The organism is Streptomyces antibioticus (assembly GCF_002019855.1).
In the GTDB taxonomy this organism is placed as follows: Bacteria; Actinomycetota; Actinomycetes; order Streptomycetales; family Streptomycetaceae; genus Streptomyces; species Streptomyces antibioticus_B.
The window spans coordinates 4,165,992-4,178,496 of record NZ_CM007717.1 but is presented as its reverse complement, the minus strand read 5'-3'; the positions used below and the strand labels follow the sequence as shown (position 1 = coordinate 4,178,496).

Genomic DNA, 12,505 nt, shown 5'->3' with positions numbered 1-12,505 from the left:
GGGGTGATGGGTGGCTGGTCGTTGTTTGAGAACTGCACAGTGGACGCGAGCATCTGTGGCCAAGTTTTTAAGGGCGCACGGTGGATGCCTTGGCACCAGGAACCGATGAAGGACGTGGGAGGCCACGATAGTCCCCGGGGAGTCGTCAACCAGGCTTTGATCCGGGGGTTTCCGAATGGGGAAACCCGGCAGTCGTCATGGGCTGTCACCCGCTGCTGAACACATAGGCAGTGTGGAGGGAACGAGGGGAAGTGAAACATCTCAGTACCCTCAGGAAGAGAAAACAACCGTGATTCCGGGAGTAGTGGCGAGCGAAACCGGATGAGGCCAAACCGTATACGTGTGAGACCCGGCAGGGGTTGCGTGTGCGGGGTTGTGGGATCTCTCTTCYRYSGTCTGCCGGCSRYRGGACGAGTCAGAAACCGTTGATGTAGGCGAAGGACATGCGAAAGGTCCGGCGTAGAGGGTAAGACCCCCGTAGTCGAAACGTCAGCGGCTCGTTTGAGAGACACCCAAGTAGCACGGGGCCCGAGAAATCCCGTGTGAATCTGGCGGGACCACCCGCTAAGCCTAAATATTCCCTGGTGACCGATAGCGGATAGTACCGTGAGGGAATGGTGAAAAGTACCGCGGGAGCGGAGTGAAATAGTACCTGAAACCGTGTGCCTACAAGCCGTGGGAGCGTCGGAWMWSWGCTTGCWSWKWTCTCGTGACTGCGTGCCTTTTGAAGAATGAGCCTGCGAGTTTGCGGTGTGTTGCGAGGTTAACCCGGGTGGGGTAGCCGTAGCGAAAGCGAGTCCGAACAGGGCGRYTTTAGTAGCACGCTCAAGACCCGAAGCGGAGTGATCTAGCCATGGGCAGGTTGAAGCGGAGGTAAGACTTCGTGGAGGACCGAACCCACCAGGGTTGAAAACCTGGGGGATGACCTGTGGTTAGGGGTGAAAGGCCAATCAAACTCCGTGATAGCTGGTTCTCCCCGAAATGCATTTAGGTGCAGCGTCGTGTGTTTCTTGCCGGAGGTAGAGCACTGGATAGGCGATGGGCCCTACCGGGTTACTGACCTTAGCCAAACTCCGAATGCCGGTAAGTGAGAGCGCGGCAGTGAGACTGTGGGGGATAAGCTCCATGGTCGAGAGGGAAACAGCCCAGAGCATCGACTAAGGCCCCTAAGCGTACGCTAAGTGGGAAAGGATGTGGAGTCGCAGAGACAACCAGGAGGTTGGCTTAGAAGCAGCCACCCTTGAAAGAGTGCGTAATAGCTCACTGGTCTAGTGATTCCGCGCCGACAATGTAGCGGGGCTCAAGCGTACCGCCGAAGTCGTGTCATTSMWRYAAYASGSCCAACGSCKNYWKKGATGGGTAGGGGAGCGTCGTGTGCCGGGTGAAGCYGCGCCGGAAGGCAGTGGTGGACGGTTCACGAGTGAGAATGCAGGCATGAGTAGCGATTCACACGTGAGAAACGTGTGCGCCGATTGACTAAGGGTTCCTGGGTCAAGCTGATCTGCCCAGGGTAAGTCGGGACCTAAGGCGAGGCCGACAGGCGTAGTCGATGGATAACCGGTTGATATTCCGGTACCCGCTGTGAAGCGTCAAACATCGAACCHRKYRATGCTAAGKCCGTGAAGCCGYYCCGGASCCTTCGGGGMAAGGRRAGTGGTGGAGCCGMYGRMCCARRSTKGYAGTAGGTGAGTGATGGGGTGACGCAGGAAGGTAGTCCAGCCCGGGCGGTGGTTGTCCCGGGGTAAGGGTGTAGSMCGWSAKGTAGGCAAATCCGCCWSWCAYWKAGKSTGAGACCTGATGCCGAGCCGATTGTGGTGAAGTGGATGATCCTATGCTGTCGAGAAAAGCCTCTAGCGAGTTTCATGGCGGCCCGTACCCTAAACCGACTCAGGTGGTCAGGTAGAGAATACCGAGGCGTTCGGGTGAACTATGGTTAAGGAACTCGGCAAAATGCCCCCGTAACTTCGGGAGAAGGGGGGCCAYVHYTGGTGAGRRSACTTGCTSYYCGAGCTGGGGGTGGCCGCAGAGACCAGCGAGAAGCGACTGTTTACTAAAAACACAGGTCCGTGCGAAGCCGTAAGGCGATGTATACGGACTGACGCCTGCCCGGTGCTGGAACGTTAAGGGGACCGGTTAGTCAVKMTTCGKSKTGGCGAAGCTGAGAACTTAAGCGCCAGTAAACGGCGGTGGTAACTATAACCATCCTAAGGTAGCGAAATTCCTTGTCGGGTAAGTTCCGACCTGCACGAATGGCGTAACGACTTCTCGACTGTCTCAACCATAGGCCCGGTGAAATTGCACTACGAGTAAAGATGCTCGTTTCGCGCAGCAGGACGGAAAGACCCCGGGACCTTTACTACAGTTTGATATTGGTGTTCGGTTCGGCTTGTGTAGGATAGGTGGGAGACTGTGAAGCTTGGACGCCAGTTCAGGTGGAGTCGTCGTTGAAATACCACTCTGGTCGTGCTGGATGTCTAACCTGGGTCCGTGATCCGGATCAGGGACAGTGTCTGATGGGTAGTTTAACTGGGGCGGTTGCCTCCTAAAGGGTAACGGAGGCGCCCAAAGGTTCCCTCAGCCTGGTTGGCAATCAGGTGTTGAGTGTAAGTGCACAAGGGAGCTTGACTGTGAGACCGACGGGTCGAGCAGGGACGAAAGTCGGGACTAGTGATCCGGCGGTGGCTTGTGGAAGCGCCGTCGCTCAACGGATAAAAGGTACCCCGGGGATAACAGGCTGATCTTCCCCAAGAGTCCATATCGACGGGATGGTTTGGCACCTCGATGTCGGCTCGTCGCATCCTGGGGCTGGAGTCGGTCCCAAGGGTTGGGCTGTTCGCCCATTAAAGCGGTACGCGAGCTGGGTTTAGAACGTCGTGAGACAGTTCGGTCCCTATCCGCTGTGCGCGTAGGAGTCTTGAGAAGGGCTGTCCCTAGTACGAGAGGACCGGGACGGACGAACCTCTGGTGTGCCAGTTGTTCTGCCAAGGGCATGGCTGGTTGGCTACGTTCGGGAGGGATAACCGCTGAAAGCATCTAAGCGGGAAGCCTGCTTCGAGATGAGGACTCCCACCCACTTGATGGGGTAAGGCTCCCAGTAGACGACTGGGTTGATAGGCCGGATCTGGAAGCACGGTAACGTGTGGAGGTGACCGGTACTAATAGGCCGAGGGCTTGTCCTCAGTTGCTCGCGTCCACTGTGTTGGTTCTGAAACCACGAACAGCCCCACGCCCGTGTCAGGGCGTGGTGCGGCTGGACAGTTTCATAGTGTTTCGGTGGTCATAGCGTGAGGGAAACGCCCGGTTACATTCCGAACCCGGAAGCTAAGCCTCACAGCGCCGATGGTACTGCAGGGGGGACCCTGTGGGAGAGTAGGACACCGCCGAACAATCATTGTGGGAAACCCCGCACCGTTTATGGTGCGGGGTTTTCTGCGTTTACCGGGGTTATTACTGTGAACCCCATGAGTGACTTCATTGTGCGGGGCATACAGGCCGGCGAGTGGGAGTCCGTGAAGGCGCTGCGGTTGCTGGCGCTCAAGGATCCGGCGGCGCCGCTCGCCTTTCTGGAGACGTACGAGGACGCCGTCGAGCGGCCGGACACCTTCTGGCAGGAGCGGGCCGTCGGGGCCGGTGAAGAGGCCCTCGGGGCGCGGCAGTTCATCGCCGTGGCCGGGGACGGCACCTGGGTGGGCACGGTCACTGTGCTCGTGGAGGAGGCCGGGACGGTCGACTGGGCCGGGTTCGACGTCGAGCGTCGGCAAGGGCATGTCGTCGGGGTGTATGTGCGGCCCGAGTGGCGTGGGGGCGCGGTGAGCCGGGGGTTGTTCGATGCCGCGTTGGAGTGGGCCTGGGGGCTGGGGCTCGAGCGGGTGCGGCTCATCGTGCATGAGGACAATGCGCCGGCGTTGGCGGCGTACCGGCGGATGGGGTTCGTGGCCAGTGGGGTGACCGTGGCGCTCGAGGAAGGGGCCGGGGAGTCCGAGTTGGAGTTGGTGCTAGAGCGGTAGGTCGTGGTGGGGCCAGCGGGACTTGGCCTGTTCGCGGGAGCGGAGGAGGGCGAGGGTGGGCAGGCCCTGGTCGGCTCCGGAGGCGAGGAGGTCCGGGAGCTGGGGGAGCGGGGCCACGGCCGCGATGTCGTCCAGGACCAGGGTCAGTGGTGGGTCGAGGCGACCGGAGGATGACCGTTCGGCCATGCGCCGGCCGCGCTCGACCACGCTGGAGACGAGGGCCGTGAGGAGCGGCATCGCGCCGGGATGCGTCCTGGGGTCCTCGATGGATTCGCCGACCACGTAAAGACTGCCCCCTTCGTCCACGAAGGAATCCAAGGCGAGGGCATCAGTTCGGTTTGGAGTACATGCCTCGCGGAGGTTGACGACGGAGAGGGCGGAGAGCGCCCGGGTCGTCAGTTCGTGGGCGATGTCCCGGCGTTCGGGGTGTGCGGTCAGCGCGGCTTCGAGTTCGCCGGCGGAGCCGGGGGCCGCCTTGGGGTGGGTGCGCAGGGTGCGGACCGCCTCCTGGACGCCGGTCCCCTGGCACCAGCGGTGGACGTGGCGGATGGTGCGGCCGTCGAGGGCGGCGGCGTGCAGGTAGCTGCGCAGCAGGGTTTCGGCGGTGTCGTTGACCGCCTGGTCGAGGCGTGCCGTCGGCTTCACGGGGGTCAGGAGTGCGGTGGCCCGGGCTGCCGCCGTCGGCTTGTCCTCGCAGCCCGTGGTCGGGGACCAGTGGAGGCGGGACGGGGTGTCGCAGAGGTGGGCGGGGTCGTAAAGGTGGACCGGGCCCAGTTTGGCGCGGGCGTCCTTGGTGTCCTGCCAGAGGGTGGGGTCGGAGGTGACGACCAGGGTGGCGCCCTCGGCGTCCTGGATGGCCTGGACGGCGGGGGATCTGCGGTCGGCGGGCGGGGCGAAGTGGACGGCGCCGGTGGGTCGTTCGACGGTGAGCGGAGCGGTGGGGGGTGCGGCGGTGAGCGGAGCGATGGGGGGTGCGGCGGGGGCCGGGATCGACGGGGTCGGCGCGGCGGGGAGGTATTCCGTCGCCGTAGGGGCGGGCTCCGGTGGCGGCGGGGTGTCGTAGGCGCCGGCTCTCTTGCGTGCGCGGACCGCCTTCCAGCGGGCCAGGGTGCCCATCGTGAAGATGGCCAGGACCAGGAGGATCATCAACTGGCCGATGAGCAGGCCCCAGAAGAGGCCGTAGCCGGACAGGGCCTGCGGTGCCGTGTCCGGCCAGGCGGCCGGGAGGTCGCGGGGCGCCGAGACGAGATGGCGCATGGCCAGCGGGGTGCGGGTGAAGCTGAGCCCCTCGGGCCAGGCGCCGTGCGCCAGGAGGGCGGCGAGGCCCGCCGCGGTCCAGGTCAGCAGGGTGATGCCGAGCAGGAACGCGATGATGCCGATCAGCAGGCCGTCGGGGACGCCGCCGCCCTGGCCGCCGTCGTGCCGGTTCTCACCCGGTCTCATCGCACCGCACTCCCTGTCTGCCCGCGCCGACTACGCCACCGTGGATTCCGAGTCGCCCAGGTGCTGTTCCATGAAGGCCGCCGCCCGCTCCTCCTGTTCGAGTTCCGCGGCGCGCAGGGCGTCGTCGGAGGCCAGGCGGTCGGCGGAGGACTCCGTCATCGCGCGGTCCGTGAAGACCAGGGGGCGTTCGGTCTCCGTGACCAGGTGTTTGACGACCTGGACATTGCCGTTGACGTCCCAGACGGCGATGCCGGGGGTCAGCGTGGGGATGATCTCCACCGCCCAGCGGGGCAGGCCGAGGACGCGGCCGGTGGCCCGTGCCTCGTCGGCCTTCTGGGCGTAGATCGTCCTGGTGGAGGCCATCTTCAGGATCGCCGCCGCCTCCTTCGCGGCCGCTCCGTCCACGACGTCCGAGAGATGGTGGACCACCGCGACGAAGGACAGGCCGAGGCGCCGGCCGAACTTCAGCAGGCGCTGGAAGAGCTGGGCGACGAAGGGGCTGTTGATGATGTGCCATGCCTCCTCGACCAGGAAGATGCGCTTCTTCCGGTCGGGGCGGATCCAGGTGTGCTCCAGCCAGACGCCGACGATCGCCATCAGGATGGGCATGGCGATGGAGTTGCGGTCGATGTGCGAGAGGTCGAAGACGATCAGGGGCGCGTCGAGGTCGATGCCGACCGTGGTCGGGCCGTCGAACATGCCGCGCAGGTCGCCGTCGACCAGGCGGTCCAGGACCAGGGCGACGTCCAGGCCCCAGGCGCGTACGTCGTCTATGGCGACGTTCATCGCCTCGGCCGACTCGGGCTCGGGGTGACGGAGCTGCTCGACGATGTCCATGAGGACCGGCTGGCGTTCGACGATCGTCTCGTTGACGTAGGCGTGCGCGACCTTGAGGGCGAAGCCGGAGCGTTCGTCCAGGCCGTGGCCCATCGCCACCTCGATGATCGTGCGCAGCAGCGCGAGCTGGCCCGTGGTGGTGATGGACGGGTCCAGGGGGTTGAGGCGGATGCCGTGGTTCAGGGCGGCCATCGGGTCCAGGCGGATGGGAGTTATTCCCAGCGCCTGCGCGATGAGGTTCCATTCGCCGACGCCGTCCTCGCCCTGGGCGTCCAGGACGACGACCTGGCGGTCGCGGAAGCGGAGCTGGCGCAGGACGTACGTCTTCTCCAGCGCCGACTTGCCGTTGCCGGACTCGCCGAGGACCAGCCAGTGCGGGGCCGGGAGCTGCTGGCCGTAGAGCTGGAAGGGGTCGTAGATGTAGCCCTTGCCGGAGTACACCTCGCGGCCGATGATGACGCCGGAGTCGCCGAGGCCGGGGGCGGCCGTGGGCAGGTAGACCGCCTGGGCCTGGCCGGTGGAGGTGCGGACGGGCAGCCGGGTCGTCTCGACCTTGCCGAAGAGGAAGGCCGTGAAGGCGTCGGTGAGGACGGACAGCGGGTCCCGCATGTGAAGCCCTACCTTCGGATGCCGGTGGCGAACGGGAGCGTGTTCACGAACGCGCGGTGGTGCTCACGGTCGCACCACTCCAGCTTCAGGTACGACTTGCCCGCGGACGCCCTTATCGTGCGCTTGTCGCGGGCGAGGGCCTCGGGGGTCCGGGAGGAGACGGTGATGTAGCCGACCAGGTTGACGCCGGCGGCGCCGGAGGCCAGGTCCTCGCCCCGCTGGTCGAGGCGGGAGTGGGCGGCGACGTCGCGGGGGTCGACGGTGCGGTTCATCTTGGCGGCGCGGCTGGCCTCGGCCTCGTCGTTGGTCTTCTCGGTGAGCATGCGTTCGATGGCGACCTCGGTGGGTTCGAGGTCCATCGTGACGGCGACGGTGCGGATGACGTCCGGGGTGTGGACGAGGAGCGGGGCCAGGAAGTTCACGCCGACGGGGGTCATGGGCCACTCCTTGACCCAGGCCGTGGCGTGGCACCAGGGGGCGCGGGTGGCCGACTCGCGGGTCTTGGCCTGGAGGAACGTGGGCTCCATGGCGTCCAGTTCGGCCGGCCAGGCGTTGCGCCGGGTCATCGCCTGGATGTGGTCGATGGGGTGGTCCGGGTCGTACATGGAGTGGATGAGCGAGGCGAGGCGGCCCTGGCCGAGGGGCTGGCGGACGCGGATGTCCGCCTCCTGGAGCCGGGAGCAGATGTCGGTCAGCTCGCGGGCCATGACGACGGCGAGGCCGGCGTCGCGGTCCAGCTTGCGGCCGGCCTGGGGGCGGGCGGCGCGGGCCATGGCGTGGGCCTCGGCGGCCAGTTCGCGGTTGTAGTGCATGCAGGCGACGAGGTAGGCGCGGTGCTGCTCGCTGCTCGTCGACACCATGGACTGGAGCTGGTCGTACGACGTCTGGAGCCAGGGCAGGGCCTTGTCGTCGCCGCGCTGGGCGACGTCCTTGGCGTGGGCGTCGGGGTCGGCGGGCAGGGTGCGGGCGAGCATCTGGAGGCGGGTGACGAATCCGTCGCCGTTGGCCACGTGCTTGAGGAGGGTGCCGAAGCGGTCGACGAGGGCTTCCTGGTCCTCGCTGTCGCGCAGGCCGACGCCGGGGCCCTCGATCTCGATGGCGGCGGTGACCGTACGGCGGTCCGCGTGCAGGAGTACGGCGATCTCGTCGGGGCCGAAGGGGGCGGCCAGCCAGCTGATGCGGCCGATGCCCGGGGGCGGGCCGACCTCGATCTCCTCGCCGCCGATGCGGGTGCCGGCCTCCATGACGCCGGAGCGGTAGGCGGTGCCGCGGCGCAGGCTGCGCTTGTAACTGCGGTTGATCTCGAACCACTTGTAGAACGTGCGGTGCTTGTACGGCACGTAGACCGCGGCGAGCGCGATCAGCGGGAAGCCGGTCAGCAGCACGATGCGCAGCGAGAGGACGGGGACGAGGAGTCCGCACATCATGCCGAGGAAGGCCCCGGCGATGATCAGGGCGATCTCGCCGGTCTCGCGGTTGCGGCCGACGATCGCGTTCGGCCGGGCGCGGCCGATCAGATAAGTGCGGCGGGGCGAGATCGCGTGGGACATGTGGGACTCGGTCGTCAACGCCCTTCACCTCCCGTGCGGTTGTTGCGGGTGTTGCCTGCGTGCGGGGTGTTGACCGTGCCGCTCGTGCGGGGTGCGGGTGCGGCGGAGGGGACAGATCCGCCGCCTCCGTTCGAGGTGCGCGAGCTGTGCGCGGCGACGCCTCCGGAGGCCGGGTTGGCGGGGCGGGGGCCACTGGAGGTGGTTCCGCCGCCGTTGTTGTCGGCGCGGGTGCTGTGGGTCTTGATGCCCTGGGCGACGAGGGTCGCGGGGGAGCTGATGACTGCGGCGGCCTTGCCTTCGGCGCCCTGCATGATGCGGTTGTTGCGGGAGCCGGCGATCTCGTCGCCGAAGCCGGGGACGAAGCGGTAGATCATCGCGCTGGCGAAGATGGCGAGCAGGATGATGGACAGGCCGGAGACGACGGCGGAGAACGCGTTGGGTCCGTCGTCGGCGGAGAGGGCGCCGGCCAGGCCGAGGACGATCACGATGACCGGTTTGACCAGGATGACGGCGATCATGATGCCGGCCCAGCGGCGGACGTGGCTCCACAGGTTCTTGTCGACCAGGCCGGCGTAGACGACGGTGCCGAGGAGGGCGCCGACGTAGAGGAGCGCGGCGCGGATGACCAGCTCCAGCCAGAGGACGCCGGCGGCGAGGATGCTGACCAGGGAGACGACGATCAGCATGATCGGGCCGCCGCCGATGTTCTCGCCCTTCTCCAGGGCGGCGGAGAAGGTGCCGAAGAAGGTGTCGGTCTGGTCGCCGGTGGTCTTCGCGAGGACCTCGGTGATGCCGTCGGTGGCGGAGACGACGGTGTAGAGGATCAGGGGGGTGAAGGCGGAGGCGAGGACGGTCAGCCAGAGGAAGCCGACGGCTTCGCCGATGGCGGTGGGCAGGGGGACGCCGCGGACCGCCCGCTTGGCGACGGCCAGCAGCCACAGCAGGAGGGTGAGGACGGTGGAGGCGGCGAAGACGACGGCGTACTGCTGGAGGAAGCGGGGGTTGGTGAAGTCGACGTTCGCCGTCTCCTTCACCGCCTCACTGAGCTTCTTGACGGTCCACGCGGCGGCCTCGGCACAGCCCTTCGCCAGGGAGGAGAGGGGGTCTAGGGTGTCGGAGACGGTGGGGTTCTGGGTGGTGCCGGGGCTGGTGTTGCCGCGCTCGCAGTACTTCTTGGCCTCGCCCGGGATCAGGCTGCAGTCCACGGTGTTGCTGGGGCTGGGCGTCGGCGAGCCCGACGGGCTCGGGTCGGGTGTCGGGGCCGCGTAGGCGCGGGTGGCCAGCAGCACGGCGGAGGTCTGGACGGCCGTAACGACTCCGGCGAGCCTGAGCAGGCGGTGCGGGTTACCGGGCATACGTGAACCCTCCGTACTCCTCGATGGCCTTGCTGATCTCGTCGGAGGTGGCGGCCTGGTCGTCGCCGGGGACCGGGGCGGGGCCGTTGCGCTGGGTGTCGGCGGCGATCTTCCAGTCGCCGTCGGCCCAGGTCAGGTCGAACGTCCAGGTCTTCCAGGACGAGGTGACCGGGTCGGTCGACGTGGTGCCGGACATGCCGATCAGACCGAGGTACCAGACGGCGACCTTGGCGGTCGTGTCCGAGTACGCCTCGACGGTGGTGCCCACGGGGACGACGCGGGAGACGAAGGTGTTGCCCTTGGGGGCGGCGCCCCCGGCGTCCAGGCCCATCTTGGCGAGGAAGTCGGCCGAGTACGCCTGGTCCATGGCGCCCTGGAGCTTCGCCGCCGCGCCGGTGGTGTAGACGGCGTCGACGAGGCTGTGTCTGCTGTCCTTCTTGAACATGCCGGTCGAGCCCAGCGCCACCGCGTAGTTGGCGGCCGCCGACTGGGCGCCCTGTTCGGTCCGGGCGAACCCGGACGGGATGCCGGCCCGCTTCGACTCCACCGGCTTCGTGCCGGTGGGGGCCGTGGACTTGGTTTCCGGCTTGTTCGCTTCCGTGGCCGTGCCGGAGGAACCGGAGTCGTCTCCGCCGCGGTTCGCGAAGGCGATGGCCGCGATGAGGAGGACGACGACGCCGACGACCGTGACCAGGCTGCGGGACGAGGAGCGGGCGGGGCGGCGGGCGCCGCCGTAGGGGTCGGTCTCGGGGAGGCGCAGACGGGTGCCCGTGTGCTCGCCGTAGTCGTGTTCGTCGCCGGGAGTCATGCCGCGAACGCCCCCTCGCTGCCGTACCGGAACGCGTAGGAGTACGACGGTAGCCGTGCTGGTTCCCGCGCGGGCGCGGTGTGGTGACTCGACATCAGGGAGACGCAACCTCAGCCGGTGGGCGCGACGGGTGGGTGGGAGTGCGGGGGCCGGGGAGCCGGGCTAGATGGCCATGCCGTACACGATCGTGAACAGGGTGCCGAGCGATCCGATGATGAAGACGCCCGTCAGGCCGGCGATGATGAGGCCCTTGCCCTGTTCCGCGCTGAAGGTGTCCCGGAGGGCCGTGGCGCCGATGCGCTGTTTGGCCGCGCCCCAGACGGCGATGCCCAGGCAGAGCAGGATGGCCACGGCCATCACCACCTGGATCATCGTCTTCGCCTCGTTGCCCAGGCTGCCGAAGGGGCCCCAGTCGGGAGCGATCCCGCCGATGATGGTGTTGATATCGCCTTTGTCGGCCGCGAACAGCATGTAAGTCACCGCCCCTGGTGGGTAGTTCCGCGTGTCCCCTGCGGTGTGCAGAGGTCAGGACTCATTGTCGCCGACAATGCCGCCGTCTCATGTCGACTTGGCGCCATTGATGAGCGGGATTCGTATGAATGTCTCGTACGGTCACTCTGTGTATCACGGCCGGTCACGCCGGGCAATGAGGCCGGAGCGGAACCTTGGTGTGGTTCCGTCGTTGACCCACTTCACGGCCCTGTTCCGCTTCTGACGGCTGGTCGGGTGAGGCCGGTCTTCCTGTTCTCCGATGGTCTCATGGTGGCGGTGGGCCCATGGCGAGTGAGGGGGCGTCAGAGACGATGAGGGGTGCCGAACAGCCCGTGCTGGGGCCGGTGGCGCAGGGACTGGAGCTGCGGCCCTGGCGGGCGGCGGACGCGGCGGCGCTGGTCGCGGCCGCGGGGGATCCCGCGATCCGGAAGTGGAACCTGCTGACCGTCGCCGACCTCACCGCCGCCGAGCTGCGGATCGCGCGCATGGGCGAGCGGTGGCGGGCCGGGACCGGCGCGGTCTGGGCCCTCGCGCCGGTGGACGGCGGGGACGTCGTCGGGCTGGCCGGCTGGAACGACGTCGATCTCGCGGGCGGGAGCGCGGAGATCGTGTACTGGCTGCTGCCGCCGGCCCGGGGGCGCGGCCTCGCCGTCCCGGCGGTGGAACGACTGACCCGCTGGGCCTTCGACGACCTCGGCCTGCACCGCCTGCGCCTGTGCCACTCCGTGGCGAACGAGCCGTCCTGCCGGGTGGCGGGAAAGGCGGGCTACGCGTACGAGGGCACGATGCGGGGCGCGCTGCTGCACGAGGACGGGTGGCACGACCAGCATCTGCATGCGGTGGTGCGGGGGGATGTGTGGGGGCGCGAGCATCGCGTCGCGGCCGTGGTCGAGGCCGCCCGGCCGGGCTGGGAAGCGTCCCGGGATCCGGACCGGCTCCAGCAGTGGCTGAAGGACCACGGCTGCCACGGGGCCGAGGCGGTGCTGGTCACCAGGGCCCTGCTGGGGTGTTCGCTCGCGGAGGCCGGGCGGGCCTTCTTCTCGGCGCCCTGTCGGCGGGCCGAGAGGGACTTCCAGGGGCGGTTTCTGGACGCCCTGGACGAGGGCGGCGGTGGTCCGTGACGCCCGGTCAGGTCAGGTCCACGCCTTCCACGAAGTGGTCGAACTCGCCTGCCTGGACGCCCAGGACGAAGGCGTCCCACTTGCGGCGGTTCGTCGTGACGATGTTCTCCGGGTTGTCGGTGACGCGGATGTGGACGGGGGCCTCGCCGTCGTCGCCCTCACCGAAGGCGACCTCGAACCAGGGGCCGGGGCCGGTCGCTCCCGGCGGGGCGGCGCGGATCCAGGTGAGGTCCTGGGGGACGTCGGACATCGGCGGGGTCCTCCTCGGCGTGAAAACGGCGCT

General features: G+C 67.4%; 9 protein-coding genes and 2 rRNA genes. 4 read left to right on the top strand and 7 right to left on the bottom strand.

The window, feature by feature from the left end; genetic code table 11:
- Nucleotides 1-57 precede the first annotated feature (57 nt).
- The 3 genes from AFM16_RS18780 to AFM16_RS18770 all read left to right on the top strand — a co-directional run bounded on the left by AFM16_RS18780 (nucleotide 58) and on the right by AFM16_RS18770 (nucleotide 4,007).
- A 23S ribosomal RNA gene (locus tag AFM16_RS18780) occupies nucleotides 58-3,179 on the top strand.
- 90 nt (nucleotides 3,180-3,269) lie between these two features.
- Nucleotides 3,270-3,386 (top strand): 5S ribosomal RNA (rrf, locus tag AFM16_RS18775).
- Nucleotides 3,387-3,461: 75 nt separating this feature from the next.
- Nucleotides 3,462-4,007, top strand: coding sequence for a GNAT family N-acetyltransferase (locus AFM16_RS18770; protein WP_107419115.1), 546 nt, complete (start codon nucleotides 3,462-3,464; stop codon nucleotides 4,005-4,007).
- Here AFM16_RS18770 and AFM16_RS18765 read toward each other — a convergent pair.
- From AFM16_RS18765 to AFM16_RS18740, 6 genes are all read right to left on the bottom strand, one after another.
- Nucleotides 3,996-5,450 carry a type IV secretory system conjugative DNA transfer family protein gene (locus AFM16_RS18765; protein ID WP_078634012.1) on the bottom strand — a complete coding sequence of 485 codons (1,455 nt, stop codon included), beginning with the start codon at nucleotides 5,448-5,450 and terminating at the stop codon, nucleotides 3,996-3,998. The two genes, AFM16_RS18770 and AFM16_RS18765, sit on opposite strands and share 12 nt — an antisense overlap.
- Nucleotides 5,451-5,480: 30 nt before the next feature.
- Entirely contained in the window at nucleotides 5,481-6,896 is a 1,416-nt protein-coding gene (locus AFM16_RS18760) for an ATP-binding protein (RefSeq protein ID WP_030795379.1), read from the bottom strand.
- A gap of 8 nt (nucleotides 6,897-6,904) precedes the next feature.
- Nucleotides 6,905-8,446, bottom strand: a complete 1,542-nt coding sequence (locus AFM16_RS18755; RefSeq protein WP_107419114.1) for an SCO6880 family protein — start codon at nucleotides 8,444-8,446, stop codon at nucleotides 6,905-6,907.
- 14 nt (nucleotides 8,447-8,460) lie between these two features.
- Nucleotides 8,461-9,801 (bottom strand): membrane protein, encoded by a 1,341-nt coding sequence (locus AFM16_RS18750; RefSeq protein ID WP_030795373.1) that lies wholly within the window; start codon nucleotides 9,799-9,801, stop codon nucleotides 8,461-8,463.
- On the bottom strand, nucleotides 9,791-10,609 hold the full coding sequence (locus AFM16_RS18745; RefSeq protein ID WP_078634011.1) for a DUF8175 domain-containg protein: 819 nt from the start codon (nucleotides 10,607-10,609) through the stop codon (nucleotides 9,791-9,793). Before AFM16_RS18745 ends, AFM16_RS18750 begins: the two co-directional genes overlap by 11 nt.
- Nucleotides 10,610-10,771: 162 nt before the next feature.
- Entirely contained in the window at nucleotides 10,772-11,080 is a 309-nt protein-coding gene (locus AFM16_RS18740; RefSeq protein ID WP_030795368.1) for a DUF8827 family protein, read from the bottom strand.
- Between the two features lie 332 nt (nucleotides 11,081-11,412).
- Between AFM16_RS18740 and AFM16_RS18735 the strand changes: the two genes are divergently transcribed.
- Entirely contained in the window at nucleotides 11,413-12,222 is an 810-nt protein-coding gene (locus AFM16_RS18735; protein ID WP_245177732.1) for a GNAT family N-acetyltransferase, read from the top strand.
- Between the two features lie 7 nt (nucleotides 12,223-12,229).
- On the opposite strand, the gene AFM16_RS18730 is transcribed toward AFM16_RS18735, so the two are convergent.
- Nucleotides 12,230-12,472: a hypothetical protein gene (locus AFM16_RS18730; protein WP_030795363.1), complete on the bottom strand. Its 243-nt coding sequence runs from the start codon at nucleotides 12,470-12,472 to the stop codon at nucleotides 12,230-12,232.
- Nucleotides 12,473-12,505: the final 33 nt, after the last annotated feature.